This is a genomic window from Sphingomonas sp. FG14, from assembly GCF_057809675.1.
Map to the genome: position 1 here is coordinate 67,950 of NZ_JBMDKK010000007.1, position 25,406 is coordinate 93,355.

The 25,406-nt window shown below is 64.9% G+C and carries 28 protein-coding genes and 1 pseudogene; 7 read left to right on the plus strand and 22 right to left on the minus strand.

The annotated features are described in order from the left end of the window. Positions 1–94: 94 nt before the first annotated feature. From ACODTA_RS19020 to ACODTA_RS19060, 9 genes and pseudogenes are all read right to left on the minus strand, one after another. Positions 95–490, minus strand: a complete 396-nt coding sequence (locus tag ACODTA_RS19020; RefSeq protein WP_489067556.1) for a hypothetical protein — start codon at positions 488–490, stop codon at positions 95–97. 1,096 nt (positions 491–1,586) lie between these two features. Then, a complete protein-coding gene (locus ACODTA_RS19025) occupies positions 1,587–2,381 on the minus strand; it encodes a MipA/OmpV family protein (RefSeq protein WP_489067557.1) in 795 nt (264 codons plus the stop codon). Next, positions 2,378–3,220 carry a hypothetical protein gene (locus ACODTA_RS19030; RefSeq protein WP_489067558.1) on the minus strand — a complete coding sequence of 281 codons (843 nt, stop codon included), beginning with the start codon at positions 3,218–3,220 and terminating at the stop codon, positions 2,378–2,380. Before ACODTA_RS19030 ends, ACODTA_RS19025 begins: the two co-directional genes overlap by 4 nt. Before the next feature lie 359 nt (positions 3,221–3,579). Next, a pseudogene (locus tag ACODTA_RS19035) lies at positions 3,580–3,654 on the minus strand (hypothetical protein); the annotation flags it as partial. Positions 3,655–3,924: 270 nt separating this feature from the next. After that, on the minus strand, positions 3,925–4,086 hold the full coding sequence (locus tag ACODTA_RS19040) for a hypothetical protein (protein WP_489067559.1): 162 nt from the start codon (positions 4,084–4,086) through the stop codon (positions 3,925–3,927). 298 nt (positions 4,087–4,384) lie between these two features. Beyond that, on the minus strand, positions 4,385–6,610 hold the full coding sequence (locus ACODTA_RS19045; RefSeq protein ID WP_489067560.1) for a hypothetical protein: 2,226 nt from the start codon (positions 6,608–6,610) through the stop codon (positions 4,385–4,387). Positions 6,611–6,834: 224 nt separating this feature from the next. Then, entirely contained in the window at positions 6,835–7,347 is a 513-nt protein-coding gene (locus ACODTA_RS19050) for a hemerythrin domain-containing protein (RefSeq protein ID WP_489067561.1), read from the minus strand. A 26-nt stretch (positions 7,348–7,373) separates the two neighbouring features. Further along, positions 7,374–7,928: a CinA family protein gene (locus tag ACODTA_RS19055; RefSeq protein ID WP_489067562.1), complete on the minus strand. Its 555-nt coding sequence runs from the start codon at positions 7,926–7,928 to the stop codon at positions 7,374–7,376. A gap of 197 nt (positions 7,929–8,125) precedes the next feature. After that, positions 8,126–8,692 carry a DUF4142 domain-containing protein gene (locus tag ACODTA_RS19060; protein ID WP_489067563.1) on the minus strand — a complete coding sequence of 189 codons (567 nt, stop codon included), beginning with the start codon at positions 8,690–8,692 and terminating at the stop codon, positions 8,126–8,128. Between the two features lie 176 nt (positions 8,693–8,868). Here ACODTA_RS19060 and ACODTA_RS19065 point away from each other — a divergent pair, with 176 nt between their 5' ends. Beyond that, positions 8,869–9,279, plus strand: coding sequence for a DUF3597 domain-containing protein (locus ACODTA_RS19065; protein ID WP_489067564.1), 411 nt, complete (start codon positions 8,869–8,871; stop codon positions 9,277–9,279). 20 nt (positions 9,280–9,299) lie between these two features. Here ACODTA_RS19065 and ACODTA_RS19070 read toward each other — a convergent pair whose 3' ends face one another. The 9 genes from ACODTA_RS19070 to ACODTA_RS19110 form a co-directional block, all read right to left on the minus strand. Next, positions 9,300–9,962, minus strand: a complete 663-nt coding sequence (locus tag ACODTA_RS19070; RefSeq protein ID WP_489067565.1) for a DUF6766 family protein — start codon at positions 9,960–9,962, stop codon at positions 9,300–9,302. Between the two features lie 12 nt (positions 9,963–9,974). Continuing rightward, complete coding sequence (locus tag ACODTA_RS19075; protein ID WP_489067566.1) at positions 9,975–10,154, minus strand: hypothetical protein; 180 nt, start codon at positions 10,152–10,154, stop codon at positions 9,975–9,977. Positions 10,155–10,325: 171 nt separating this feature from the next. Further along, positions 10,326–11,045: a Crp/Fnr family transcriptional regulator gene (locus ACODTA_RS19080; RefSeq protein WP_489067567.1), complete on the minus strand. Its 720-nt coding sequence runs from the start codon at positions 11,043–11,045 to the stop codon at positions 10,326–10,328. A gap of 2 nt (positions 11,046–11,047) precedes the next feature. Continuing rightward, positions 11,048–11,299: a DUF6894 family protein gene (locus ACODTA_RS19085; RefSeq protein WP_489067568.1), complete on the minus strand. Its 252-nt coding sequence runs from the start codon at positions 11,297–11,299 to the stop codon at positions 11,048–11,050. Positions 11,300–11,360: 61 nt separating this feature from the next. Then, positions 11,361–11,867, minus strand: a complete 507-nt coding sequence (locus tag ACODTA_RS19090; RefSeq protein ID WP_489067700.1) for a peptidase S14 — start codon at positions 11,865–11,867, stop codon at positions 11,361–11,363. 192 nt (positions 11,868–12,059) lie between these two features. Then, entirely contained in the window at positions 12,060–12,329 is a 270-nt protein-coding gene (locus tag ACODTA_RS19095) for a hypothetical protein (RefSeq protein WP_489067569.1), read from the minus strand. Positions 12,330–12,566: 237 nt separating this feature from the next. After that, positions 12,567–13,025, minus strand: coding sequence for a cupin (locus ACODTA_RS19100; RefSeq protein WP_489067570.1), 459 nt, complete (start codon positions 13,023–13,025; stop codon positions 12,567–12,569). After that, complete coding sequence (xth, locus tag ACODTA_RS19105) at positions 13,022–13,831, minus strand: exodeoxyribonuclease III (RefSeq protein ID WP_489067571.1); 810 nt, start codon at positions 13,829–13,831, stop codon at positions 13,022–13,024. Before xth ends, ACODTA_RS19100 begins: the two co-directional genes overlap by 4 nt. Before the next feature lie 70 nt (positions 13,832–13,901). Next, a complete protein-coding gene (locus tag ACODTA_RS19110; RefSeq protein ID WP_489067572.1) occupies positions 13,902–14,753 on the minus strand; it encodes an SDR family oxidoreductase in 852 nt (283 codons plus the stop codon). Between the two features lie 110 nt (positions 14,754–14,863). On the opposite strand from ACODTA_RS19110, the gene ACODTA_RS19115 reads away from it, so the two are divergent. Further along, complete coding sequence (locus tag ACODTA_RS19115; protein ID WP_489067573.1) at positions 14,864–15,469, plus strand: flavodoxin family protein; 606 nt, start codon at positions 14,864–14,866, stop codon at positions 15,467–15,469. An 88-nt stretch (positions 15,470–15,557) separates the two neighbouring features. On the opposite strand, the gene ACODTA_RS19120 is transcribed toward ACODTA_RS19115, so the two are convergent. The 4 genes from ACODTA_RS19120 to ACODTA_RS19135 all read right to left on the minus strand — a co-directional run bounded on the left by ACODTA_RS19120 (position 15,558) and on the right by ACODTA_RS19135 (position 18,062). Continuing rightward, the gene (locus ACODTA_RS19120; protein WP_489067574.1) at positions 15,558–16,607 is read right to left on the minus strand and encodes an NAD(P)H-hydrate dehydratase; all 1,050 of its coding nucleotides are present in this window, start codon (positions 16,605–16,607) and stop codon (positions 15,558–15,560) included. Further along, complete coding sequence (locus ACODTA_RS19125) at positions 16,604–16,873, minus strand: hypothetical protein (protein ID WP_489067575.1); 270 nt, start codon at positions 16,871–16,873, stop codon at positions 16,604–16,606. The genes ACODTA_RS19120 and ACODTA_RS19125 overlap by 4 nt, the downstream gene beginning before the upstream one ends. Further along, entirely contained in the window at positions 16,870–17,469 is a 600-nt protein-coding gene (locus ACODTA_RS19130; protein ID WP_489067702.1) for a DNA-3-methyladenine glycosylase, read from the minus strand. Before ACODTA_RS19130 ends, ACODTA_RS19125 begins: the two co-directional genes overlap by 4 nt. A gap of 83 nt (positions 17,470–17,552) precedes the next feature. After that, positions 17,553–18,062, minus strand: coding sequence for an SOS response-associated peptidase family protein (locus ACODTA_RS19135; RefSeq protein ID WP_489067576.1), 510 nt, complete (start codon positions 18,060–18,062; stop codon positions 17,553–17,555). A gap of 47 nt (positions 18,063–18,109) precedes the next feature. On the opposite strand from ACODTA_RS19135, the gene ACODTA_RS19140 reads away from it, so the two are divergent. The 5 genes from ACODTA_RS19140 to ACODTA_RS19160 all read left to right on the plus strand — a co-directional run bounded on the left by ACODTA_RS19140 (position 18,110) and on the right by ACODTA_RS19160 (position 25,034). Next, positions 18,110–18,736 (plus strand): SOS response-associated peptidase, encoded by a 627-nt coding sequence (locus ACODTA_RS19140; protein ID WP_489067577.1) that lies wholly within the window; start codon positions 18,110–18,112, stop codon positions 18,734–18,736. Next, entirely contained in the window at positions 18,733–19,230 is a 498-nt protein-coding gene (locus tag ACODTA_RS19145; protein WP_489067578.1) for a DUF1810 domain-containing protein, read from the plus strand. Before ACODTA_RS19140 ends, ACODTA_RS19145 begins: the two co-directional genes overlap by 4 nt. 12 nt (positions 19,231–19,242) lie before the next feature. Continuing rightward, positions 19,243–20,016 carry an ImuA family protein gene (locus ACODTA_RS19150; RefSeq protein WP_489067579.1) on the plus strand — a complete coding sequence of 258 codons (774 nt, stop codon included), beginning with the start codon at positions 19,243–19,245 and terminating at the stop codon, positions 20,014–20,016. Between the two features lie 175 nt (positions 20,017–20,191). After that, positions 20,192–21,748, plus strand: a complete 1,557-nt coding sequence (locus ACODTA_RS19155; protein WP_489067580.1) for a DUF6504 family protein — start codon at positions 20,192–20,194, stop codon at positions 21,746–21,748. A gap of 13 nt (positions 21,749–21,761) precedes the next feature. Continuing rightward, positions 21,762–25,034, plus strand: a complete 3,273-nt coding sequence (locus tag ACODTA_RS19160; protein ID WP_489067581.1) for an error-prone DNA polymerase — start codon at positions 21,762–21,764, stop codon at positions 25,032–25,034. The last annotated feature ends 372 nt before the right edge of the window (positions 25,035–25,406 follow it).

Here is a 25,406-nt window from a genome sequence, read left to right on the forward strand (position 1 = left end):
GCTCGCTGCCGGAAAGCAGTGGTCGAGTCTCAAGACTCTCGTTCGGACGGACAGGTGCGATGCCCGGACTGGCCCACCTGTCCGACGCGTGCCGTCACTGTAGGGCCGTCATTTCGCGTCGGGCCTCGGCGTCGCGGGCATTCCCCAGCCGCGACAGAGCGATACCGCATGCAGCACCGATCGCGGCACCGATGGTCGCGGCCGCGACAGGGTGCTGCCTCGCCCGATCCTCGAGCGCGGTTATGATCCGGCCGGCTTCTTCCGGGGCCGCCAGCTCGGCGACGCCCCTCAATTTCGTGGAGGCTGATGCGGCATAGTCGCGCAACGTCTCATTCTGTCCCAGCGGACCGTTCTCCGCGAGCTCGTTAAGCGCATCGGCCGCGCCATGGAGCGCGCCCGCTACCCGTTGAACAGGTTCGGCGGACGCGCGGATCGCGAGCCTTGAGAGCGCCGACTGCGGCGTGCTTTGCGACACCTCGGCCTCGGGCATCTGGAGAGCGGTGGCTTCGGATGGCTGGGAGAGGTTTGAGGGCATTGTCGAAGTCCTGTCAAAAGTGTGTCGGTTGGCCGCCTCGGTCAGACGCGTTGCATGGCCGGAGGCGCCGGGACCTGAGCACCTGCGTTCGAGGACGACAGTGCAGCCAGGTGGGCCCGCGCGACACGGGAACGTGTCCGATCGTCAGCGATCGGATTCGGTAACGTGCTGAACTTGGCCGATGTTCCCGCACCGAAAAGATATTCGAATGCGCGCGCGATCTATACTACCCTATTCAGTCTTTCGGCTTCGTGGCCATCGGATTGGTGATGATCCATGTGAAGGTATTGGAACACTGGCCGGCTTATTGTCCCTGCGGTCCAAGTGGCGAGACTTGCCAATGGATCGATATTACTTCCACGTACGTGAAGGTGACGAGATGTGTTCCGACACCGTCGGGAACGCATTCGGAAACCTTGACGTGGTGCGGTCCCACGCGCGCGGCCGTTGCGGCCGGCATAATCGACTGCGACCTGAGAGGCGGTGCATCCGATGTCCGGCTCTTCGTGCATGTCGTCGGTCCCGATGGTTGCGAGGTCATGCGGGTGACGGTGCGGGCGCATATGCGCTGAACAGTGTTCCCCTCACCCCTGCGCGTCCCGCCTCAGATCTGCGGCGCCGCGATGTGCAATGTGACCATCGTGCTGATTTCGGAAGTCCGGCCTCCTTTGTGCGCGTCATCCGGTCCGTCGGAGGGGCCCGCTCCCAATGCTCCATTCGGACGGTTTCCAGCGCCTGCTTCGACCTGGATTGAGAGGCGGCGAGCGCGGCCTCCGCCAGAGCCGCTCGCGTCTCCGTCGAAACAAGGCGACGCACCAGCTCGTCGATGGAAGACCGGTCGTCCATTCCCGAAGAGAAACGGAGGTTGCTGTAATTTCCTGATGGCCTGTGGACAGAGGCAGAAGCGCCGGGCCGGCCGGCTTCACCGATCCGATTTCGCTCAAGTAACGGGCGAGGGCGAGACGAGGGATGCCCCGCATGAATGGCCGGATCCCGCATCGTCGCGTATCCGATGGGCAGGCGCGTCGCCCCGAGCGTCCTTTGTTTCCGGTCAGTCGTCGCCAAAAGTATAGGTGAGAGCCAGTCCGCCGCTCCATTGGTCGCGCGAACCATGCCTGCGTACGATCGGCGAGCCTGCGGCATCCGCAACGAGCCGGTCATATTTGAGGTAGCTGTAGACGCCCCAGCGCCGCGTCAGCTGGGCAAGGTAACCCGCCGTGGCGCCGACGGCCTGAATGCCGGCGCCGGCGGAATAGGCGGGTAAACCCGACGGCGCGGCATCGGCGGGCGTCACCGAGTAATATGCGCGATGGTATTTCCTGTCGGCGATCGTCACGCGCGGGCCGATGGAGAAGAGCCAGTCGTCATTCTTCCGCTTGATGAAATCAGCGCTCAGGTTCGCGATCAGGCCCTCATGGCCGCCGATACCTTTGCGCACTTCTGCCCGCAGCCGCACCGTCTTTGAAAGGGCGTATTGCATGAACATGCCCGCCTCGAGCGTGAAGCCGACCTTGGGAAGGGGCGCACCGACATCGCTCGCCTTGCGGCTGCCTTCGAAGCCGAGCGCCGGCCCCATTGCGAAACCACCTCGGTTCAGCAAGGCGATGTCGAAGCTCTCGTCGGGCGCCTCGAACTCGAACGGCGTCTCGCCTCGCGCTCTGGCGATGTCGACAAGGGGGCGGACGCTGAAGGCGTCGGCGCCGGGATAACTGGGAACGACTTGAGCGCCAACGCCGATGCGCGTGCGGCGCTTTTCGCTATTCTCTTCCTGCGCGGCGGCCGGGCTGCCGATCACGGCGCAGGCCAGCAAAGCCAGCGGCGCCCGGCGTGAGGGATATATCGTCATGACCCGCTCCGGGTTCGCGTGGACGGTCCCGCAGCCTCGAGCCAGCGTCGCCGCTCTTCGCGATATGCCAGGCGTGCCAGTGTCGGCGCCACGACGGCCAAGGCGGAGATGGCGAGCGCGATCGTGATTATCCCATATCGATGCGCGTTGGCGCCGTGGATCCCAGCGAGCGCCCAAAGGAAGATGAGCGCAAACCAGGGATTGCCGTGCCCGTTCCAGATCGCCACGCCCGCGATCACGCCCGCTGCCAGAATGGTTGACGCGCCGATCGCCGGGGCGGCGTCACCGGCTTCAACCCCGTAATGACTGAGCACGGCGGCGATATTCACGATCGTCGCAGCGGTGAGCCACGCGGTGAGGGCGCTGAGCGGCAGGACGACGAAAACCTGTTCCCCTCTGGTGAAACCGGCCTGTGTGCGGGAGAAGACACGATAGATGCTGAGCAGGCAAATGAGCGTGCCGATGATGATCACCGCTGACAGGATGTCCAGCGCGGCGAACTGCACATAGATCGCCCAGATCGCGTTACCCGCGAACGCGCCCGCGCTCGCCCAGCCGATCCTGTTCACAAGGCCGCTGCTGCGTTGCGCGGGGAGCCACTGAAAAGCGGCGTAGGCGAGCGACCCGGCGTAGAGCAGTCCCCAGATGGAGAAAGTCCAGCCCGCCGGCGTGATCAGGGTATGCGTGTCATCCGACCGGTCGCCGATCCGCTCTCCCAGGCCGAGCTCGGGAAGAAACGTGACAAGAACCTGGATAACCGCAAGCAACGCGATCGTGAGGCATTGCGTCGCGCTGCGCTTCTCCAGGGATAGGTTGTCTCGAAGGGAATCGACGGTCATCGGCCGCAAACGAAAGACGGCCACACATGTTCCACGGCCTGATCTCCCGTCGCCCACGCGTGGCAGACATTGTGAAGGATCCGGATATGGATGGGAACCGGGCCGTGCCGGGGTTGCCGTGCCTGCCGCCATTCCCTTGAGGTCTATCCTGTTCGCATATTCCGATTTCCGGCCGGTCCGGGGCAATGGGCTTGACCTGGCAGGCATGATTGTCGGTCACGAAGCGGCCAAGGCGGCGAAGCCGGTTCGACTTCGCCGCGGTTGCATCAGGCCGCGCGGTCGTCGCCGGTCGCGCTGAAGGCGGCCATCTGATCCTTCACAGCCAGCTTCAGCTTCTTGAGCCGCGCGATCAGGATCACGTCGGGACGGCGCTCGCGTGACGCCCGCTCGATTTCGACGTCGAGGCGGGCATGCTCGCGTCTCAGATAGTTCAGATGGTGGGGACATCGTCATCTCCATGCCAAGTTGAGGATGTTGCACCCCAGAGGTACGGGGTCGATTATGGGAATGCGTCCCGACCGGATTCAACATCCGCCTCGCATCCGGACGAGCCGCCGGAATGCAGTGTGCGTTCACCAGCTGGCCGGGCAGACCGGGACGTGCGCCGGGCGCTACGGCGCCGGTCAAGATGTGATGGAAATTGGGGTGCGAGCCGGTTCAGTCGGTGAGAGCGGCCCGATCGGGCCTGTCGCGTCCCGCAAAACTCAGTCGGTGTCAGGGGGAAAATGTGCGGGTCTTTCCGTCTCCTTCGTCTCGCGGCGTCGTGCATAGAGCATCGCGGCGAGGATGGCGCCGGAACCGATGGCCCCGCCAATGCCCAACATTGCTTTTCCGCGTCCCGATTTCCTCGAGGTGTCGACCATCATGTCCTCTCCGGTTTCCGTTCTGGGTTTGTAGGACTGCCGGGTCGGCCCGAGGACCGCCAGCCGTCGGCGCTGTGGGATCTGCGGCGAGGGCAGGCGCGGGGCGTCCGGAACCGGTCCCGTCGGCATCGCTCCACAGCCACGAGCTCGCCATGCGATGCGGTGGAACGGGCGAGCGGGAGGCCGTCGCCCGTTGCCATTTGCGCCCTGGTACCTGGAAGAAGCGCCACTTCCCGGATTGCTCCGTCAGGAGCGCCGGCCGCCTTGATCCATATCGCGACGATGATGTCGGACGCCGCATTCAAGCCCCCCAGCTCAGGACGATACGTCCGTTGGCCGGTACGTGGAACTCGATGTGGTCCGAGGTCGTCTCGATGGCGCGCAGATTGTCTCCGCCAGCTGTCGTGAGTACGCATTTGGGCAGCCTGGCCCGTTTCAGGCGAATGACCCGTAGCCGTGCGACACAGGTTTCGCCCCCGTCCAGCGTGATCGAGAGCACACGGTCGCCGGTTCGTTCGCTTGCTCGCAGAAAATGGTCGCAGAAGAGACGAAATGGCGCAGCTTCGACATGATGAAAGGCGCGCGTCGCGAATATGAAGGCGCCGCCGGCACCGTATATCTCCTGCCCGACCTGGCCGCCGGGCTGGCCGTCAGGATAGAGATCCTCCAGCGGAAAGGAGAGGTTTCGGTCGACATGACCATTGCGTTCCCGCTGCTGTGCGGAAATCGCGTCCGGCGGCAGTGCGTCAGGATAATAATACCAGGCGCGTGACAGCGCATACCTGCAATATTCCGAGATCAGCATGCGGGCGTTCGGCTCCATGTCCGGACCGCCGACGTCCAGATACCGTTCGAACGCTGCGAATGCTTCGAAGCATTCGTACATTGCCATATATGGCGCGTCCTGCAGGCACGTCACCGCCAGGAAAGTCTCGAATTCCGCGGCGTGCCCGATCCGGCTGGCCCAGATCACGCTGTTGTGGAAGAAGCTCGCGAGATAGACGTAGCTCTGTTCCAGATAGACGTCCACATTGGTGATGCGCCACAGCCGCATGCACGCAGCCGCGCCCCAAGCCGTCAGATTGGCCTGGTAGTTGATGCTGAACCTCAGGCCCATCGCGGCGTCGATGGCGGCACGCGCCTCGTCGAGATACCGTTTGTCGTCGGTCATCTCGAATGCCTGGAGCATCACCCAGGCGTAGATGCCGCCGACATCGGTCTGGCCGCGCCCATCGGCGCCGGCGTTCTTCTCGATGATTGAGAAGTCGGTCACCTTGTACTGGACCGGCCACCGATAGCGGAAATGACGGGCGGCGCGGATGCCGTAATCGATTGATTTGAGGAAGAGCGCGCGGGCCTGGGCGTCGCCGTCAAGGGCGAGAAAGCCGAGGTTGAGCAGGGGGTGGTAGAGATACCAGCTGTCGACCGCGTCGGCGTCCTTCTCCTTGCCGACATTGGGGAGGTAGCGGCGTAGCGTCTTCAGTTTTCCATCGTAGAAGCGGCCGAGGCCGGCCTTCAGGTCGGCTTCGAGCGGATGCGGTTCGCCATTCCATTTGCCCCAGTCGTGGAGCGCGGCGATCATCGACATCTGGACCATGATATCGGGATATTCGGCGTCCGTGTAGGGATGAAGATAGGCGTGGCCGTAATGGCGGATCGTTGCTTCCGGCGCGTGCTGAAGGTCGGCCGCCGTTCGCTCCGCGCGCCAAACCCAGTCGCGAAACTGCGTGTCGGGCAGGTCCAGCAACTTGTACGCGGCCCCCAGCATCTGCAGGAACTGTCGAGCGGATTCCCGCTCGTGGGGCGGCGCTTCGTGGCGGAGGACGAGGATCACGTCCGAAAGGAGAACCTCGCGGTTCGGCGCGAGATGCGTCTCCTCTGCCCCCGCAGGGGGAGCCACCGGCATGAGATAGCCGAGCTCGGGCCAGGTTCCGCCAACCGCGTCCCTGGGATTGGTGCCGGTCGCCAGGAAGTAATCGTTCAGCGCGGTCAGATTCTGGAGATAGAGAATATTTCCGAGGGGCGGATCGTCGACGTGAAAGTAGATCACTCCGACGTTCAGTCCGCGCTGGCGCGCTTCGACGATGCCTTTCGCACCGAGTGGATCGTCCTTCGCGTCGAGCGGAAGCAGATCGCGCGGCATGAACGGGATCGATGTCCGGACGGCCGGTTTGAACTGGACGGTGACGCGCAGGCTTTCCAGTGCTTCCGCTTCTGTCGAATAGATGACGAGATGATCGCCCAGCGCGCTTTTGACGCCGATCCGTGCAGCTTCGCCGGGCTGTCGTTTCGCCGCATTGCATTCGAACGGGGCCGGCAGATAGACCGAGCGCAGCGCGAGGCCCCCGGCGCCGGCGCGACGGATAATCGTCCAGAGCGAGCTTCCGGCTACGGTCACGTCCACGGCCAGGTCGCCGACCCTGAATCGAGCCAACGGCGCGTCTCGTGCCTGCAGGTCTCGCTGCGCCTCCAGAGCATAGGGGGTCAGGGTATCCCTGCCCAGTACGATGCTTTCGGCCTTCGTCATGATCACTCTCTCATGATCCGCAAAAAAAGCCTGAGCGGAGCGCGGAGTTCCCAGGGCAGGCGGACGATGTCGGACTGCCCCTTTTTTTGGCACGCAGCACCGCCATGGGCCGCCCATGCCGACAGTCTCCCTGGTGACCATTGTGGTGGGGCCGCCCGAAGATGGCGGTCCCGCACGGGCATCGCGTCGACATCTCGTCGGCCCGCGATGAGAGCGAAACGGAGTCAGGCCGGTTGAAGGCTGTCGGCCCGGGGTTTCGCGGGTGGCAGTTCGCCGCTTTCCGCTTCGGCGAGCAGTTGCTGCTTGCGTGCAGCCATCTCGTCCCGCAGGGTGACGAGATCGACATCGGCCTTGCGGCATTGCGCGAACATGCCCTCGGACGGCATCTCTTCCTCGTGGACGTGATGCTTGATCTCCTCCGACAGCACGGTGACCTTCGCATCGTAGAAATCGGCGTCGGGCGTCGAGTTCATGATGTCGTTGATCAGCACCTTCGCGCCGTCATGCTCGACATAGGCCTCGTCGAGCGTGTCGTCCTCGATCTTCCCCCGGAACGCCGGGTAGAAAATCTCCTCCTCGATCATCGTATGGACTTTCAGTTCGGTCCAGATCTGGTTGGCGATCGCCTGTTTACGGCTTGGATCGCGCGCTTTTTCGAACTGCTCGAACAGTCCCTCCACCTTGCGGTGATCCGCTTTCAGCAGGGCGATGGCATCGGTGAATTGCTGTCGCGCCATGATCCGTCTCCTTGATTGGGCTCGTCTCAAACCACGGGTGAAAGCCCGAAGTTCGCTGCTTCCGGGGCGGCGCGATCGATTTCGCCGAGCATCATTTCCAGCGCCACGCGCGTGGCCGCCACGCGCACGCTGCCGCGCCCGATATCGCCAAAATGCGCGACATGATGCGTGGCCGCCCGGCCCCGGCGCGCACTCGCGAAATGGACCAGGCCGGGCTCGTCATTCGGCCCGGCGGGGCCGGCGAAGCCCGTCACGGCCACGGCGACGTCGGCGTTCGATGCGGCGAGTGCGCCCTGCGCCATTGCGATCGCCACGCCCGCGCTCACCGCACCGCACCGCGCGATGAGGCCGGGGTCGAGGGCGAGCATCTCCGCTTTCGCCTTGTCGGTATAGACGATGAAGCCGCGCTCGAACGCGTGCCCCATGCCCTCCACATCGGTGAGGATCGATGAGATCAGCCCACCGGTGCAGCTTTCCGCCGTGGCCAGCGTCAGCGACTCCGCGCACGCGCGCGTAAGCAGGGTTTCAGCGAGCCGCTCCACATCTTCGGGCAGCGCTGCGGAAAGGGGGTCGGCCGTCATCACATGATCCGGGCGTCATCGCCCGCCATCCGCCATCGCCGTCGCTTCACCACTTTTGCTCTGACCGGCTGCGGCGAGTTCGTCATATCTTTCGGCGAAGACGAGGAAGCGCCTGCGCACCGCGTCGCTATCCGTTTCGGCGGCGGTCCGGCGGCATGCGGAAGCGCGGGCGATCCACCATGTCCTGTCGTGCCCATTCATGGCTTGAGAGATTTCGCCATGTTGAGATGTGCGGCGACGATCGGCGTCGTTTCAGTGGCGAAGGCTTTGAGCGTGGCGACATCGCCATTGGCCGCATAGCCGCGCAGCATGTCGAGCGCCGACTGATGCGCGGTGACCTGCTCGGCGGCGAACGCAGTGTCGAAGGCCGCCCCGGATTTGGACTGGAGGTCCGCCAGCTTTGCTTGCTGCTCCGCTGTCAGCGCCGGGTCAGGCGTGATGGGCGGCACCGACGTCGAGGCGGCAGCGTTCAGCTTGGCTGTGGATTGGGTATGCGCATCGATCATCTTTCGCGCGAAGGTCTTTATCGCGACCGATTGCGCCTTGTCCGCCGCCAGATTGGATATCGCGATCTCGAACGCGTCGCTTGAGGCGGCCTTGTTGGCGAATTCCTGCCCGGGGCTCAGGGCGGGTGTTTCGGGCGCACCGTCCGTCGCGACCGAAGCGGCGTTCTGAAGGTTAACGGTCGTCGTATCATCCTTGGGGCCACAAGCCGAAAGGGCCAGGACGGATGCGGATATCAGCATCAAGGGGCTGCGGATCATGAACACTCTCCTGTTGGACAGGCCGGCGCCTGCGGGCGACTCAACGGCCGCCCGATCCCCGATGTTCCGACGCCACCCATATGTTTCGACGGATCTGCGCAGGCATCTCGCGTGAACCTTTGAAGGACGGACTGCGTTTGACCGACGGCATAAACTGAGCGTTGAAAGGCCCGGCCATGAGCATTTTCGGTTCGATCATGAACAAGATCTTCGGGCATAAGCCCACGACCGGCACATCGACCGCGCCGGCGACGCCGGTTCCGCAGGCGCCGTCCACTCCAGCCACACCCGCTCCCGTACCATCCCAACCCGCCGCCGCCCCGGTGGCGCCGCAGGTCGATGTCGATGCGGTCCTCACCGAAATGGCGACCCTGAGGCCGGGTGGGAACTGGCGGACTTCGATCGTCGACCTGCTCAAGCTGCTCGACCTGGATTCCAGCCTTTCGGCGCGTGAGAGCCTCGCCGACGAGCTTGGCGTTCACGACGGACCGAACGGCAGCGCCGAACAGAATATCGCGCTGCACAAGGCGGTGATGCGCAAGCTCGCCGAGAATGGCGGGGTCGTGCCTGACGAGTTGCGCGACTGATCGTGCGACTGCGGGCCCGGTCAACCGCCACCGGTTTTGCTGTGCGGCGCGGCAACGGGCTTCGATTCGGGTGACTCGCGCTGCCGCAGGAAGATGCTGAGCACGACGAGCACGGCGGTCGACAGGAATTCGCTCTGCCAGTTCTGGAAGGATTCGAACCAGAGCTGCGCGCTGCCGAGATATTCGATTGTCGACAGCGGTGTCTCTCCGTTGCGTAGTGCTTCCGCCGCCGCTTCGCGCGCGCTGAAGGTCCAGTGCAGCGCGAAAGAGACAAGGAAGAGGAGCAGCAACGCCGTGCCGAGCGAATGCGCATAGAGCCAGCGCATCGCCGCGCCCGCCTTGAGGATCGCAGGCGCACCGGGTTTACGTGACTGCTCGGCGAGATCGGCGTCGCGCGGCGGATCGTCGGGATCCTTGGATTCCGAAGATCCCTTCTGGAACAGGAACGCGGTCAGCACGACATAAGCGGACATCTGCAGGAATTCGCTTTCCCAGTTCTCGAACACGCTCGAGAGGAATTGGGGGTCGGTCGTATATCGGCCCAGTGAGATGGCGGCTACGCCCTGACGGGCGAGTTCCTCATTCTCGAAATGCCAGCCCGCAAGCCAGTGGCCGATAAAGCTGATGGCGAACATCGCCAGCAGCACGATCGTCAGTCCGTTGCTGCGCCAGACGCGTCGCATGGCGATGCCCCTTCAGTTGGCGCCGTAGCCCTTTTTCTTCTCCAGGCTCTCCGGGATCGATCCGCGCCGGGCCTTGCCGTCGGCCGGCAGGGGATGACCGCCCGTACCGGATTTTTCAGGTTTCGCCGGTGGATCGACCTCCACGCCATCACGCCCGACGATAAGCTCCTCATTTGGAATCTTGCTGGTCATGGCTATCCTCCTGCGGGCTCCAACGCACGGGCAACGGTCAAGGTCCTGAAGCGTGATGTCGTCGGTCGTCAGGGTGGGGCGGCGACGTGACGCGATGCTGGTCGCGATCATCTCTTGAACGGCATGATCCAGCGAGCAAGCGACGATGAGATCTTGCTACCGACCGCAAGCCTAGCGCGGGCGGCTGTCGAGATAGAGGTAGGCGGGATCGAATTCAGCAACGCGCTTCAGCCCCTCCGGATCGGGCAGCTTGGCTACGCCTTTACGGAAATCCAGCAAACCACGTTCACGCAGGTCGCGCAGCACGCGGTTGGTGTGGACTGACGTCATGCCGAGACATTCGCCGAGCTCGGTCTGGTTGATCGGAAATTCGAAGCCGTCGGGCGCGGCCCTCCCGACGAGCGCAAGCCGTGTATGGAGTTCGCAGAACAGATGGGCGGTCCGCGCCACGCCGGAACGCTGGCCCAGCGAAACCTCCCATTCCCGGTGCATCGCCGCGTCGAGATTGGTCAGGAACCAGAAGAGCCGGGTCAGGTGGGGATATTCCTCCGTCATCCGGGTCAACCGCTCGTGCGGGACATGGGCTACTTTGGCGGCGGTCAAGGCCATCACGTCATGGTCCAGATGCTTCAGCGTGAAGCCGTGCAGGTCGAGGAAATCGCCGGGCACATGAATGGCGGAGATCTGCCGGCTGCCGTCGCGCATATCCTTGTAGCGGCACATCATCCCGTCAATCAGCAGCATGGAATGCGACAGGGGCACGCCGCGTTTCAGCACCGTCCGTTTCGCTGGCACCTCCGCGAATTCGGCAACCAGCCCGGCAATGATCGCGGCCTCGTCATCTCCAATCACATCGCGCGCGCGCAGGGCACGAAGGAGCGCCTCGACCATGATCAGCACGTCGCCGGCATGCGCAGCTCGAACGCTTCGGGAAAGCAGACGTCGGTCAGCGGGTTGCCGGCCTGATCCTCTATCGCGATGCGCCCGGTCAGGTCGATCAGGCCTTCGCGCGCCTCCGCCGCCACGATCGACCGGATGCTGTCGAGTGCGATGACGCGTGCAGCCGCCTGGTCCTCCGCATCGGACCCTTCCTCGTCGTGCACCGGTCCATGGCCGTTATAGATGTGAAGAAAGAAGCGCGGCATCGTCACCTCTCCGCAATGTGCTGATTCAACGCCCCCGTTGCCACCATCGTTCCGACGCCTGCTAGATCACCGCCTCCACGAGGCCGAGCGCGCGGGCTTCCTCGGCTTCCAGATACCAGTCTGACGCCGCGCGGCCGGCCGCCTCGTCAAGCGTGATGCTCGAGCCTCGCACGAGATTCTCAAAGCCTTCGCGCTGGATTGCGATCGAGCTTTCGATCTCGGCGAGCAGCGCGCGCGCCGGCGCGAGGCAACTGGTGAGTGGCCCGTCGAGCGACAGTGTCTTGCACAGCCTGCGCTCGTGGATCATCAGCCGTGTCCCACGCGTCAGATACCGGTTCTCGCGCGCGAAAAAGCCCATGAAGGTGGAACCGGCGGAATAGATCGCCGCCTTGCCGAGGAAGACGAAGCGGCGCGCGGGTTCGAGATCGCTATGGAAGCGGACGTCCTCGCCCATCATGCGCGCGACCTCAGGGTCTCCACCGAGCGTGGAGAGTTCGACCACCACCACGCCTTCGTTCGGCGCCGTTGAAAGCCGATCACGAAAGCGCGTGTACATCGCATAGTCCATCGCGCCCGACAGCAGGATGGCGGGCGAACTGAACGCCGCTGGCGGCAAGGGAGTCGAGGCGGACGAAAGCGGGGGATCGGACGTCACTGCTCTTCCCTGTTCCATGTCATCATCGATCGAGGCGCGGGACGTTCCAGGACTGATAAGGTCCGCACTGACAAGGAACGCCCCGGCCCTGCGCGCCGTGCCAGGTTAGTCGCCCCTGGCGCCGAAGGCGTTGTCGCGATCCGCCTTCTGGTCTTCATCGCGCTCGTTGCCGAACGCATCTTCGCCTTCATCTTCGATATCGGAGGCGTCGCTCTCTCCTTCAGCCTGGGCGGCGTCCTCGAACTCGGCATCGCCGCCAAGATCCTCCCGGGTGTCCTGCGTGTCCTGACGGTTGGTGTCCTCGGCATTGCCGAACTCGGCCTCGCGATCGCGCTCATCGCGTCCGATGATGGAGTCGTTGCGATTGTCGCTCATCTCTTTCTCCTCTTGCAGATGCTGGGAAAAGAGTCCTGCAAGGGCCGAAGTTCCGGAGAAAATTCTGATAATCTCGCTGTTTAACATGGATCAGGACGATTTGAGCGGCGGGCTGGATCAGCCCGGCCAGAACATAGCGTCGTGCAGCCGCGTCTTACGGTCAGCGCGGGCGGAGAAAGACGATGAACACTAGTTGGATCGGCCTTTAGCCGCGCTCGCCGATCACGGCGCTCCCGGTCAACGGGTCATGGTCGGGATCGGGAAGCGACTCCATCCGCTTGCGGGCGTCCCGGTCCGGCGCCGTGCGGCAATGTCCCATGACTGACCGCGCGGATAGGCGCCGACAACCTGAAAATCCGGATCCGAAACCATGCTGCGATGACCGGTCCCGGTCGGAAGGAACAGCGCGTCTCCCGCCTCGACTTCCACGATGTGTCCTTTCGGGCCGCCAAGTTCTAGCGTCGCGCTGCCGGCGAACACGCCCAGCGCTTCATGTGCGGTCGAGTGATAATGGTGATAATCGAAAATCCCGTCGCGCCAGTCCGGGCGCCAGCCATGACGTTCGAATATCTCCTCGAACAGCTCCGCGGACCGTTCGCTGGAGCCATCGACCGCTTGGCGGTAGATGATGACCCGCAAACGGGGGTTATTGGGTACCCAATCATTATTGCCGAGGGTCAATCGATCGATCTTCACGGACGTTTTCTCCTTCTGCGACCTGACAAGGGATTGTCCGACAACTCGATCCAGACAGGCGCGTGGTCGCTGGTCTTCTCCCAGCGCCTGGGCTCCCGATCGACTTCGGCGGCGGCCAGCCGTTTGGCGGCCGCCGGATTGAGCAGGGCATGATCAATGCGCAGGCCCGCATCGCGTTCGAAGGCGCGGCGCAGATATTTCCAGAATGTGTAGATCGTCGCATCCGGATGGAGATGGCGGAGCGCATCGGTCCATCCCTGGTCGAGAAGCCGGGCATAGGCCGCGCGGACCTCGGGCGCGAAGAGGGCGTCGTCCAGCCAGTGCTCGGGGGCGTAGACGTCGCGATCGGTCGGCATGACGTTGTAGTCGCCTGCGATAACGACCGGGGCGTCGAGCCCGACCAGCGTCGCCATATGTGCGTGAAGCCGGGCGAACCAGCTGAGCTTGTAATCGAATTTCGGTCCGGGCCGGGGGTTGCCGTTCGGCAGATAAAGACAGCCTATGAGCATACCGCCGACGGCCGCCTCGATATAACGGCTTTGGCCGTCGCCAGGGTCGCCGGGCAGCCCGCGCCGGGTTTCGTGGATTTCGCCGATCCGGCTGAGGATCGCGACGCCGTTCCACGCCTTCTGGCCGTGCCAGGCCGCATCATAGCCGAGATCGCGGATCGGCCCTTCGGGGAAGCGCTCGTCGGGGGCCTTCAATTCCTGAAGGCAGACAATGTCGGGTTGCGCCAGTTCGAGCCAGCGCAGCAGCACCGGCAGGCGGCCATTCACCCCGTTCACATTATAGGTCGCGATCTTCATGCTGCGATGTCGCTTCCGTCGTCGCGTGGATGGCGGTGTCGGAGATCTGGCTCCAGGCCTTGGTACCGCTTCAACCGTTGACGATCGTCCCGCCATTGGGATGGAGCACCTGCCCGGACATATAGCTCGAATCCTCGCAGGCGAGGAACAGGAAGGCGGGCGCCACCTCGTTCGGCTGGCCGGGCCGCCCCATCGGCGTCTGCTCGCCAAAATGTTCGAGCTTCTCCGGGCTTGCGCCGCCGCAGGGGTTGAGCGGCGTCCAGATCGGGCCCGGCGCGACCGCGTTCACGCGAATGCCGTCCCCGATCAGATTTTCGGAGAGCGAGCGCGTGAACGCCGTTATGGCGCCCTTGGTCGAGCTGTAGTCGAGCAGTTCCTTGCTGCCCTGATACATCGTGACGCTGGTGCAATTGATGATCGCGGCGCCGGATTTCAGGTGCGGCCGTGCCGCCTGGACCAGGAAGAACATACCGAAGATGTTGGTCTGGAAGGTCCGGCGCAACTGCGCTTCGGTGATATCGGTGATCTCCTCGTCGGGATGTTGTTCGCCGGCATTGTTGACGACGATGTCGATCCGGCCGAACGCCTTTATCGTCCGGCTCACGATCTCGTCGGCGAAATCGCGTTCGCCGATATCGCCGCGAATGGTGATCGCGTTCCGGCCCTCGGCCTCGACGATGCGTCTGGTCGTCTCGGCATCGTCGTCCTCCAGCAGATAGACGATCGCGATATCGGCGCCTTCGCGCGCATAGAGCGCGGCGACCGCCCTGCCGATGCCGCTATCGGCGCCGGTGATGATCGCGACCTTGCCGGCGAGCCGGTCCGAACCCTTGTAGCGCGGCCGCCAGTCGGGCTTGGGCTCCAGCCGGCTTTCATGACCGGGCAGGGCATCTTGATGGATCATCCGGGCGGTTTCGGTCATCTGGGTTTCTCCTTCCGGGTGAAGAACTCTTTGGAGGCCCCAAGAGTTCTCCGACGCATGGACGGACGATCGCGCCCGTGCGGCGGCCGAAACCCGAAGGAGACATGTCGATGGCGCTCAAGGCCCTGGCTCTCAACTGCACGCTCAAGGCGGATGCCGGCGAGACGAGCTCGACCGATGCGATGATCGCGGTCCTGGAGAAGGCGTTCGCCGCCGAAGAGGTGTCGCTGAGCGAGACGGTGCGCGTTGCCGCGCTCGACATAAAGCCCGGCGTCACTTCCGACGAGGGCGGGGGCGACGAATGGCCCGCGCTCCGCGAGAAGATCCTGGCGCACGACATCCTGATCTTCGGCGGGCCGATCTGGATGGGACAGATATCGAGCATCGCCAAGCGCGTGCTCGAACGCATGGACGCTTTCCTCGGCGAAACCGACGATCAGGGCCGCATGCCGAGCTATGGCAAGGTCGCCGTCGCCGCGATCGTCGGCAATGAGGACGGGGCACATGCCTCGTCGGCCCAGCTGTTCCAGGCGCTGAATGATGTCGGCTGGACGATCCCGGCGGTCGCCGCCTGCTATTGGGTGGGTGAAGCGATGGGATCGACCGATTTCAAGGATCTCGAGAAAACGCCGAAAAAGGTTCTGGAGACCGCGAAGATGGTCGCGAGCAACGCGGCCCATCTCGCGGGACTGCTGAAATCCTCGCCCTATCCATGAGCGCCCACAAAGCCGCTTTCTTGCGATCCAGGCGCCCCTTGGTCGATCCGGAGGCTATGCGCGTGTCCTGCGACAAAATTCACAAAGCTTATCGGACGCCGCGCATCAGCCCGGGGACGAGGGGGGCAAGCTCGCTCGCGAGATAGCCGAGTGGTCCGACCGTTTCGGCCAGCCGACGTCCGGCCTCGCCGTGCAGCCAGATACCCCAGGCGGTCGCCTCAAGAGTTGGGAGGCCTCGTGCACCCAATCCGGCAATGAGCCCGCCGAGCACATCGCCGGATCCACTGATCGCCAGCCCGAGGCCGCCGCCCGCGTAGGTTAGCCGCTTTCCGTGCGCCATCAGATGGCTGGTCGAGCCCTTGACCATGATCGCTGCGCCGAAGCGGCCGGCGGCCTCCTCGAGTGCCGAAAGAGGATCGGCGGAGACGTCTTCCGCGCGCCGATCAAGCATCGCGGCGAGTTCTCCCTCATGGGGGGTCAGGACCGTATGCGCTCCGCGTTTCCGGATCGCCGAGACATGCCGGGAGGTGGCTCGCAGCGCACCGGCGTCGAGCAGCAAGAACATGTCCGGCGGAAGCTTGCCGAGAAGAACGTCCAGCAATGACGCGACGCTCTCCGCATCGATCATTGCCGGCCCGAACACGACCGCGTCGTGCAGGGGCAGTTCGGCCAGGATGAGATCAGCAGCCTCCGGTGCGATTTCGCCCTTGATGGTTTCAGGCAGCGCGACGACGGCGCAGGCGGGAAGGGCGATGCCGAGCGGCAAGGCGGCGGAGTCGATCGTGGCGATGGTGACTTTTCCTGCTCCCGCCCGGAACGCGGCCTCCGCGATCAGGCGCGTGCCTCCCGGCACCCTGCGGCAACCCCCGACCACAAGCACGCGCCCACGTTCATTCTTGTCGATATTGTCGTGGTGTTCCGGGAGAGGGTTTGCCTTGAGCCAAGCGGTATCGAGCGGGATCGAATCGAGCTGCATGAATCGCAAACGCGAGGCACGGGCCGCAGGTTGCACCAGCGCAAGCGCGTTCGCTTTTGGACGCTGCGCGATCCTGCGTGTCACTGTCCGAGCGTTCAGTGCTCGGTCGATCTGGCCACGCCTTTTTCTTCTTCCTGCCTGTATTTCCGGGTTGGCGATCAATCCATGTCCATCTCGGTGATCCGGACAACATGGTCGTCCTCGCCTTCGTCGTTCTCGAATTTGATCGTGGCGATCTGCGTGACCAGGTCCATGTGCAGATCGATCAGGCCCTTGCCATCCTGCGGTCCGGTATCCGCGCCCCACAGGAGATGAAGCACCTCACCCGTCACGACGACTTTCAGTGGACCGAATACGCTGTCGATCGTGATGGTCTCATCCTCGAAGCGTCCCTTGAGCGATTCTTCATTTCGCTTGTCAGGGTTCATTGGCTGCTCCCGCTCCGGATTGGCTTGCTGAGAAAATGCGACCCGCTCATGCAGAAGCGCCACGGCGTGTCGGTCGCGACGCTGATGCCGATGCGTGGACCCGCCGCGACTGTCGTCTCGATGGTCCGGGCGTGCAGCGCGAACGGCGGCTCGTCGAGCGGACGATGCCCGAATTCCAGGTCGACTCCGAGTGCCTGGCACAGTCGCCCGGGGCCGGAACAGAGCAGTCTTAAATCATCGACGCCGCGACGCAGGCGCATCGTCTCGATGCCCCATCGCGGCTCGAGCGCGCGGATGAGCACGCCGGCGCCCCGACCGCACACGAAGTTGAGGCACCAATGGAGACCGTAGCTTCGATACACATAGGCGCGGCCGGCAGGACCGAACATCGCAGCATTGCGAACGGTGGGCCCCTTGAACGTGTGCGCAGCGGGGTCATGCGGCGCATAGGCCTCGGTTTCCACGATCGTCCCGCCGACGCCATCGACCAGCACCGAGGCGCCGATCAGGTCGTGGGCGACGATTTCCACGTCACGCTCGAAGAACGAGGCCGTGATCGGGGAATCCAGGGCTGCGGGGGTCTGTGTCGTCATCATCTTGTCCACGCAACGCGCGAGAGGGGCAGGGGGATCAACGGTCGAGGCCTGATCCCTAAGTTCCGGCAGAGGATCGCCCGGACTCAGAGCAAAGCCGGCTGACGTACGATCTCCTCGACAATGAAGCTGTTGGGAGGCGGCGCCACGAGCAGCTCTGCTTCGGGGACGCTCAGATCGATCCATTGCATCACCTGGCGGCGATGGATGATCGCGCCGTGGCGTTCCTGGTAGCGCATGACCTCCGGGTTCGCTTCGACCGTGATGATCCTGTAGCTGACCGGCCATTCGCCCATCGCCGGCTCCCAGAGAGCCGCGAGATAGAAGAAATTGCCGCCGTCCAGCGTCACCCGGAAGGTCCGGTCCCCATTGCGGATATGGAATTCCGACGCCGGCACCAGGCAGCGCTGCCTTGGAAAACTCTGCCCTTCCGAACGCGTGAACCGGAAACTGACCCCGTCGCTGAACCGGGGATTGGAACCCCAGGCCGCCTCGATCATCTCTATCTCTTGCGCATCATCGGGATTGCGCCGGATGATCGCCCGGCGTTCACCGAGCGGCGCGTTCGAGTCGAAGGGTTTGGGACTCGTGTCCATGCTGAGAACATAATGGGAACAGAGATCGGCCGCAAGGACGGGATGCCATGTGCAACGACTATCGCCTTGAAGTGGACGTCGCCTCGATCGCCGAGGATTTCGATGACCTCCAGATCAAGATCATGATGCCCGAAGGCATCCCCAATGTCCCGGCGCGCGAGGACATCAAGATGACCGACATCGCGCCGATCGCGAAAAGCGTGGAGGGTGCGCGCGGGGTCGGCGAACTGGTCAATCGCCGCTGGGGCTGGCCGAGCCCGAAAGGTGCGCCGGTCTATAATTTCCGTGCCGAGGGCCGCGAATTCTCATCCAGGCGCTGCCTCATCCTGGCCGACGGCTTCTACGAATTCACTGATCCCGAGGATCCGACCCAGAAACGCCTCGATAAATGGCTGTTCACGATGAACGACCATCGCTGGTTCTGCATCGCCGGCATCTGGCGCGCCCATCCCGACGTGGGCGAGGCGTTCACGATGCTGACGCTCGATGCTGGCGAAGACATCTCCCCCTATCATCATCGCCAGATCATACCGCTGGCGCGTGACCAGTGGGCGGACTGGCTCGATCCGTCGGTGCCCGCGAAGGAGGTGCTCGGCTATCTGCCGGCCGGTACACTTGCGGTCAGGCGCGTCTATGGCGGACCGCCGGCCCAGGCCTCCCTGGACTTGGAATGAGCGATCCATTCGACCTCGAGCGTTTCATCGAAGCGCAGGCCCCGGTCTATTTGACGGCGCTGGCGGAGATTCGTCGCGGCGCCAAACGTTCCCACTGGATGTGGTTCGTCTTTCCGCAGCCGGGTGGCCTCGGGCACAGCGCGACGGCCCGTTATTTCGGGATCGGGTCGATCGGCGAGGCGCGTGCGTATCTCGATCATCCGCTGTTGGGATCGCGCTATCTGGAATGCGTCCAGGCGCTGCAGGCGCTGGCGGCCAGCGATCCCGTCGCGGTCTTCGGTCCGGTCGACGCGAAGAAACTGCGCTCCTCGCTCATCCTGTTCGAGTCGGCGGGCGGTCCTTCGATCCTTGGACAGGCCATCGATCGCTGGTTCGATGGTATCAGGGACGAAACGACGCTACGTCTTCTTCGAGAAGCGGGAGATCATACCGATTTGCCGGCGAGCCCGCTTGACGAAGGCGATGCGCAAGCGGAACATAAAGGGAACATATGAGTCTCTTGCCCAATGCTTGTCCCATCCACTCCCGACCGGCCCGATGCCGACCAGCTTGCCGCGCTTCGCGAGGCGATCGCGGGCACGCGGCGCGAGCGCGGGCCGGCATTGGCGTTCGGTCTGGCGGCGATCGACGAGCGGCTGGCGGATGGCGGGCTCGACGGTGGCGGGTTGCATGAGATCGCGGCAGCCGGCGCCGCACTGAGCGAAGACGCGGCCGCGACGCTGTTCGTCACGGGCATCGCGGCGCGGTTCGCGGCGAGGCCGGGCTTCTCGGTCCTCTGGGCATTGTCGCGTTTCGACCTCTATGCGCCCGGGCTCGAACAGGCGGGGCTGCCGCCCGACCGCATCGTCTATGCCCAGGGCCGCAAGGATGCCGATGTGCTGGCGCTGGCCGAGGACGGGCTGCGCCACGGAACGCTGGCCTGTGTGGTCGCGGAAGTGAAGTCCGCCGATCTGACCGTCACGCGCCGGTTGCAACTGGCGGCATCGGACAGCGGAACGCCGATGCTGCTCTATCGCCGACACCGCACGCTCGGTCGATGTCCGCTCGACATGCCATCGACCGCGATGACGCGCTGGCGGATCGGCTGCATGCCGTCCCTGCCCTTGCCCCATCCCGGCGTCGGACGTGCGCGCTGGTCCGTCGAACTTCTCCGCCAGCGTGGCGGCAATCCTTTCTCCCTCGAAGTTGAAGCATGTGATGCCACGGGTCGCCTCGCTCTTCCTGCCGCAGCTCCCGATCGAGCGATTGCGCCGGGTAGAGCGCTCAGCCACGCCGCCTGATCCGCTGCCCATACCGGGCCCGCGTTTTCCCATGCCGGTCGACGACGACCCGGGCGACTGCTCCGTCCCGCGTGGCGGGGGCTGGCGACCCGGCGCCAGCTGGGCGCGTACCGGCGCGGTCGGAGCGCCGACGACCGCCCATATCGATGCACTTCCGGCGCATCAAAGACCTACGATGCGCGAGATGGGGCGACGCAGCGAGTCCGCCGAGCACCCTTTCAAGGCGATGCCGCCTGACGAAGGCGCCGCAGGCGGTGCGTCGCGACCGGCAGTGCCGAGCTGGAAGACCCTCTGGGGCCAGCCGACGATCCTTGTCGCGCGCACCGGCCAACGCGACGTGGTCACCGCCGCTTGCCCGGTGGCGCTGGAACTCGGCCTGCGACCCGGCATGGCGGCCGCCCATGCCCGGGCGCTCGTTTCCCATCTCGAGGTGCGCGACGCGAAGCCCGACGGGGACCGCGCTTTCCTCGATCGGCTGGCGCTGCATGCGGTCTCGCACTGGACCCCGACCGCAAGCGTAGCCGGCGCCGATGGCCTTTGGCTCGACCTGACCGGGACCACCCATTTGTTCGGTGGCGAAGAGAGATTCTGTCGCCGGCTGCTCGGGTTTGCGAAACGGCTTGGCTTTACCGCGGCGGTCGCGATTGCGGGAACCCCGGGTGCTGCGCATGCGCTCGCGCGCTTCGGCGGGCAGGTCATCACCATAGCGCCGCCCGGATCCGAGACCCGGGCCATCGCCGAGCTGCCGCTTGCCGCATTGCGTCTCGAGCCCGAGGCGCTCGTTGCCGCTGCGCAGTTCGGGCTGGAGCGCGTCTCGGATCTCTATCCCGTGGCGCGGGGACCCCTCGCACGCCGTCTGGGGCTGAGGACCGTGGAGCGGCTCGATCAGGCGCGCGGACTGGTCGGCGAACCGATCGTCCCGGTTGTGCCTTTCGAGATACCGTGTGCGCAGCGCCGGCTGCTCGAGCCGATCGGAACCGCCGAGGCGATCGTCCAGGTCATCGCCGATCTGGTCGACGACCTTGTGTGCCTGCTCCAGGCGCGGGGGCTGGGACTTCGCGCCGCGGTTCTCGACTGCACGATCGTCGACGGGGGTACGCAGCGCATCGCGATCGGGACGGCGCGCGCAACCCGCGACCCCGGGCATCTGAAGCGTTTGTTCGGCATGCGGGTCGAGCGGATCGATCCGGGGCTCGGGATCGAGGCGATGACGCTCGTGAGCCCGCACGTCGAGCCGCTGGCCCCGGTCGCGCTCGCCGTGCGCCTTGAGATCGCCGATCGGGCGCCCGACATGGCGCCGCTCGTCGACCAGCTTGGCGGACGTTGCGGCCCGGAGGCCTTGTTCCGCCTGAGTTCGGTCGAGAGCGACGTGCCCGAGCGCGCGGTCCGGCGGGTCGTCCCTTTGGCGGCGCCTGAAGGCTGGCCCGGCTGGTCGCGGCCCGCGCGACTGCTGCGCCGCCCCGAACCCCTCTCCAATGTGGTCGCGCTCCTGCCGGACCATCCGCCGCGGCGCTTCGCCTGGCGCGGACAATCTTACCGGGTGGTCGCGGGCGACGGTCCCGAACGCATCCATGGCGAATGGTGGCGGACTGAGCGCGAAATGTGGGCGGTGCGCGACTATTTTCGGGTCGAGGCCGAGTGCGGTGGCCGCTTCTGGGTGTTCCGCCGGGGTGACGGCGTCGAGGCGATGACCGGCAATCTCAGCTGGTACATGCACGGCCTCTTCGGATGAGGGCGCCCGGCCGATGACCTATGTCGAGCTGCAGGTGACCAGCCATTTCTCGTTCCTGCGCGGTGCCTCCTCGCCGGAAGAACTGTTCGCGGCGGCGGCACTGCTCGGACATGAGGCTTTGGGACTTGCCGATCATGGCAGCGTCGCGGGCATGGTGCGCGGATGGGACGGCCAGAAGGCGACCGGCGTGCGCATGATCGCTGGTGCCCGAGTCGACCTGACCGATGGCCGTGCGCTTCTCCTTTATCCGACCGACCGGGCGGCGTGGAGCCGGCTGACCCGGTTGCTCTCTGTCGGCAAGGCCCGGGGCGGCAAGGGCGTCTGCCTGCTCGATTGGGCCGATGTCGCGGCGCACGCCGAGGGTCTGGTCGCGATCCTGCTGCCCGATATGGCGGACGCGGTCACGGCCGCGCATCTTGTCGAACTGCGGGCGGTCTTCGGCGTCCGCGGTTATCTGGCGCTGACGATGCGACGCCGGCCCGACGATGCGGCGCGGCTCCACGCGCTCGCTGCGATGGCAGGCAGTCAGGGCATCCGGCCGGTCGCGACGGGGGATGTCCTGTATCACACGCACGAGCGCCGGCAGTTGCAGGATGTCGTGAGCGCGATCCGCGAGAAGACCATCATCGATGCGCTCGGGTTCAGGCGCGAGCGCTTCATGGATCGCGATCTCAAGTCCCCGGCCGAGATGGAGCGGCGCTTCGCCGCCTTTCCCGACGCGGTTCAGGCCAGCGCCGACATCGCCGACGCCTGCCGGTTCGATCTCGGCGAGATCCGCTATCAATATCCCTATGAGCAGGTGATGGCGGGCCGCACCGCGCAGGAGGCGTTGGCGACGCTCGCGGAGGACGCGGCGGCGCGGATGTTCCCAAAGGGCGTGCCCAAGCGATATCGCGAGCAGATCGACCATGAGCTGAGGCTCATCGATCAGCTCGGCTATGCGCCCTACTTCCTGACCGTGAACGCGATTGTCGCGGAAAGCCGCAGGCGAGGCATTCTCTGCCAGGGCCGGGGGTCGGCCGCAAACAGTTGTGTCTGCTATCTGCTCGGCATCACCTCGATCGACCCGATCCAGCATGAGCTGCTGTTCGAGCGCTTCGTCTCGGGCGAGCGCAGGGAGCCGCCCGACATCGATGTCGATTTCGAGCATGAGCGGCGCGAGGAGATCATCCAGTGGATCTATGACACTTATGGCCGCGAGCGCAGCGCGCTGACCGCGGTCGTCACCCGCTATCGCACGCGCGGCGCGGTCGCCGAGGTCGGCAAGGCGCTGGGATTACCGCGTGATCTCACAAAGATGCTGACCGGCCTGGTCTGGGGCTGGTCGGTCGACGGGATTCCTGAGGAGCGGATTGCGAGCCTCAACCTCAATGCCCAAGACTATCGGCTGAGGCTCACCCTCGATCTCGCGCGCCAGCTGATCGGCACGCCGCGCCATCTCTCGCAACATCCCGGCGGCTTCGTGCTCACCCAGGAGCGGCTGGACGACCTCGTGCCGATCGAGCCGGCGCGGATGGAGGATCGCCAGATCATCGAGTGGGACAAGGACGATATCGACGCGCTCAAATTCATGAAGGTCGACATATTGGGCCTGGGCATGCTCGGCTGCATGAACCGCGCGTTCAACCTGCTCGAGCAGGACAAGGGCATCAAGGTCACGATGGCGGATCTCCAGGACGACGATCCCGGCGTCTATGCGATGATCCAGAAAGCCGACACGCTGGGCGTCTTCCAGATCGAGAGCCGCGCGCAGATGTCGATGCTGCCGCGCATCAAGCCCAACAGATTCTACGACCTGGTGATAGAGGTCGCGATCGTCAGGCCCGGACCGATCCAGGGCGACATGGTCCATCCCTATCTCAGGCGCCGCGAGGGCAAGGAAAAGCCGGAATATCCCAAGCCCGAACTGCGCGCGGTGCTCGAGAAGACATTGGGTGTACCGCTCTTTCAGGAACAGGCGATGAAGGTCGCGATCGTGGGGGCGGGGTTCACGCCGCAGGAAGCCGACCAGCTGCGCCGCGCCATGGCGACGTTCAAGCTGACCGGAGGGGTCAGTCACTTCTACGACAAGCTGGTGGGCGGCATGGTCGCGCGGGGTTATCCGAAGGATTTCGCCGAGCGCACCTTCAAGCAGATCGAGGGGTTCGGCAGCTACGGCTTCCCCGAGAGCCATGCCGCCTCGTTCGCCAAGATCGCTTACGCTTCATGCTGGATGAAGCATCATCATCCCGATGTCTTCTGCGCGGCCTTGCTCAATGCCCAGCCCATGGGGTTCTACGCGCCCGCGCAGATCGTTGCCGACGCGCGCAAGCATGGCGTCGAGATCCGGCCGGTCTCGATCAACGACAGCCATTGGGACTGCACGCTCGAGCCTGCCCGCGGCCGCTATCGGGCGGTCCGGCTCGGGTTCCGCATGGTGCGCGGGCTCGCCAATCTCCACGGCGCCGCGATCGTCGGTGCACGCGGTCCCGCGCCTTACGACAGTGTCGAGGAGGTCTGGCGGCGCGCCGGCGTGCCCCGCGCCGCGATCGAGCGGCTGGCCGAGGCCGACGCCTTCCACTGCATCGCGGAGAACCGGCGACAGGGGCTGTGGAAGGTCAAGGGGCTGGGCGAGGCGCCGCTTCCGCTGTTCGCCGCGGCCGATGCCCGCGAGGCTGGATTCTCGCCGGAAGGGCTGGAGCCAGCGGTGGCGCTGCGGCCGATGACCGCGGGGCGTGAGGTGGTCGAGGATTATCGTGCGATCCAGCTCTCCTTGCGCGCACATCCGGTGAGCTTCCTTCGAGACGAGCTCGATCGGATGGGCATCGTGCGCTGCGGTGATCTCGGCACGATCCGCGACGGGCGCAACATCGAGGTGGCCGGCGTGATCCTGGTGCGTCAGCGCCCCGGGTCGGCGAAGGGCGTGTTGTTCGTCACCATCGAGGACGAGACCGGCATTGCCAACGGCATATTGTGGCCCGACCGGTTCGAAATCTATCGCCGTCAGGTGATGGCGGCGTCGATGATCGCCATGCGCGGGCGGTTGCAAAAGGAAGGCGAGGTCCTCCACATCATCTGCGACCGCATCATTGATCATGACGACATGCTGAGATCGATCGGACGGATGGATTTCACCGTAGCACCCGGTCGCGGCGACGGCGCGAAAAATGGGGGCGGGCCGGATCCGCGCGATCCGTCCACCGATCGTGACTGGGCGCCACGCGTCCGGACGCTGTCATCGCGTCCGTTCGGGACGCCGGACGAGCAGGGAGAGCTGCTGCCGATCCGAAGCCATGACTTCCATTAGCCGCTTGCCCCAACATTGTAGCGGCCCAATGATGATCCCTCGATGAGCCCCGGTCATGCCGTGGGCCCGCCAGACCGAAGGCGCGCAGGGATGCCTGCCGTCCGTTTCACCTTGTCTATTCGCCCGAACAGACCGCAGGCGCCCTATGCCAAGTCCTGTGAACCGGGCGGTCAATCGGCTGGCGTGGCGGGCTTGCGAGCCGGTAAGAATGACGGGACGGAACCACCGCCGCGGCAACCGGTTTGCGACAACATGTGTATCCAGCCGATGTCCATGACGCGAAGACGCCGGCTCGCCGATCGAGGCGAGGTCGTGGTGGTGGAGCCCGGTCCCCTGTGCCGACGCGGCGCGCGGATTCGGCGGGCGATCAAA

Bases quoted from the DNA above. Each gene is read 5' to 3' on its own strand.
- ACODTA_RS19020 (WP_489067556.1), bottom strand. From the start codon at position 490: ATGCCCGAGGCCGAGGTGTCGCAAAGCACGCCGCAGTCGGCGCTCTCA.
- ACODTA_RS19025 (WP_489067557.1), bottom strand. From the start codon at position 2,381: ATGACGATATATCCCTCACGCCGGGCGCCGCTGGCTTTGCTGGCCTGC.
- ACODTA_RS19030 (WP_489067558.1), bottom strand. From the start codon at position 3,220: ATGACCGTCGATTCCCTTCGAGACAACCTATCCCTGGAGAAGCGCAGC.
- ACODTA_RS19040 (WP_489067559.1), bottom strand. From the start codon at position 4,086: ATGATGGTCGACACCTCGAGGAAATCGGGACGCGGAAAAGCAATGTTG.
- ACODTA_RS19045 (WP_489067560.1), bottom strand. From the start codon at position 6,610: ATGACGAAGGCCGAAAGCATCGTACTGGGCAGGGATACCCTGACCCCC.
- ACODTA_RS19050 (WP_489067561.1), bottom strand. From the start codon at position 7,347: ATGGCGCGACAGCAATTCACCGATGCCATCGCCCTGCTGAAAGCGGAT.
- ACODTA_RS19055 (WP_489067562.1), bottom strand. From the start codon at position 7,928: ATGACGGCCGACCCCCTTTCCGCAGCGCTGCCCGAAGATGTGGAGCGG.
- ACODTA_RS19060 (WP_489067563.1), bottom strand. From the start codon at position 8,692: ATGATCCGCAGCCCCTTGATGCTGATATCCGCATCCGTCCTGGCCCTT.
- ACODTA_RS19065 (WP_489067564.1), top strand. From the start codon at position 8,869: ATGAGCATTTTCGGTTCGATCATGAACAAGATCTTCGGGCATAAGCCC.
- ACODTA_RS19070 (WP_489067565.1), bottom strand. From the start codon at position 9,962: ATGCGACGCGTCTGGCGCAGCAACGGACTGACGATCGTGCTGCTGGCG.
- ACODTA_RS19075 (WP_489067566.1), bottom strand. From the start codon at position 10,154: ATGACCAGCAAGATTCCAAATGAGGAGCTTATCGTCGGGCGTGATGGC.
- ACODTA_RS19080 (WP_489067567.1), bottom strand. From the start codon at position 11,045: ATGGTCGAGGCGCTCCTTCGTGCCCTGCGCGCGCGCGATGTGATTGGA.
- ACODTA_RS19085 (WP_489067568.1), bottom strand. From the start codon at position 11,299: ATGCCGCGCTTCTTTCTTCACATCTATAACGGCCATGGACCGGTGCAC.
- ACODTA_RS19090 (WP_489067700.1), bottom strand. From the start codon at position 11,867: ATGGACTATGCGATGTACACGCGCTTTCGTGATCGGCTTTCAACGGCG.
- ACODTA_RS19095 (WP_489067569.1), bottom strand. From the start codon at position 12,329: ATGAGCGACAATCGCAACGACTCCATCATCGGACGCGATGAGCGCGAT.
- xth (WP_489067571.1), bottom strand. From the start codon at position 13,831: ATGAAGATCGCGACCTATAATGTGAACGGGGTGAATGGCCGCCTGCCG.
- ACODTA_RS19110 (WP_489067572.1), bottom strand. From the start codon at position 14,753: ATGACCGAAACCGCCCGGATGATCCATCAAGATGCCCTGCCCGGTCAT.
- ACODTA_RS19115 (WP_489067573.1), top strand. From the start codon at position 14,864: ATGGCGCTCAAGGCCCTGGCTCTCAACTGCACGCTCAAGGCGGATGCC.
- ACODTA_RS19125 (WP_489067575.1), bottom strand. From the start codon at position 16,873: ATGAACCCTGACAAGCGAAATGAAGAATCGCTCAAGGGACGCTTCGAG.
- ACODTA_RS19130 (WP_489067702.1), bottom strand. From the start codon at position 17,469: ATGATGACGACACAGACCCCCGCAGCCCTGGATTCCCCGATCACGGCC.
- ACODTA_RS19135 (WP_489067576.1), bottom strand. From the start codon at position 18,062: ATGGACACGAGTCCCAAACCCTTCGACTCGAACGCGCCGCTCGGTGAA.
- ACODTA_RS19140 (WP_489067577.1), top strand. From the start codon at position 18,110: ATGTGCAACGACTATCGCCTTGAAGTGGACGTCGCCTCGATCGCCGAG.
- ACODTA_RS19145 (WP_489067578.1), top strand. From the start codon at position 18,733: ATGAGCGATCCATTCGACCTCGAGCGTTTCATCGAAGCGCAGGCCCCG.
- ACODTA_RS19150 (WP_489067579.1), top strand. From the start codon at position 19,243: ATGCTTGTCCCATCCACTCCCGACCGGCCCGATGCCGACCAGCTTGCC.
- ACODTA_RS19155 (WP_489067580.1), top strand. From the start codon at position 20,192: ATGCGCGAGATGGGGCGACGCAGCGAGTCCGCCGAGCACCCTTTCAAG.
- ACODTA_RS19160 (WP_489067581.1), top strand. From the start codon at position 21,762: ATGACCTATGTCGAGCTGCAGGTGACCAGCCATTTCTCGTTCCTGCGC.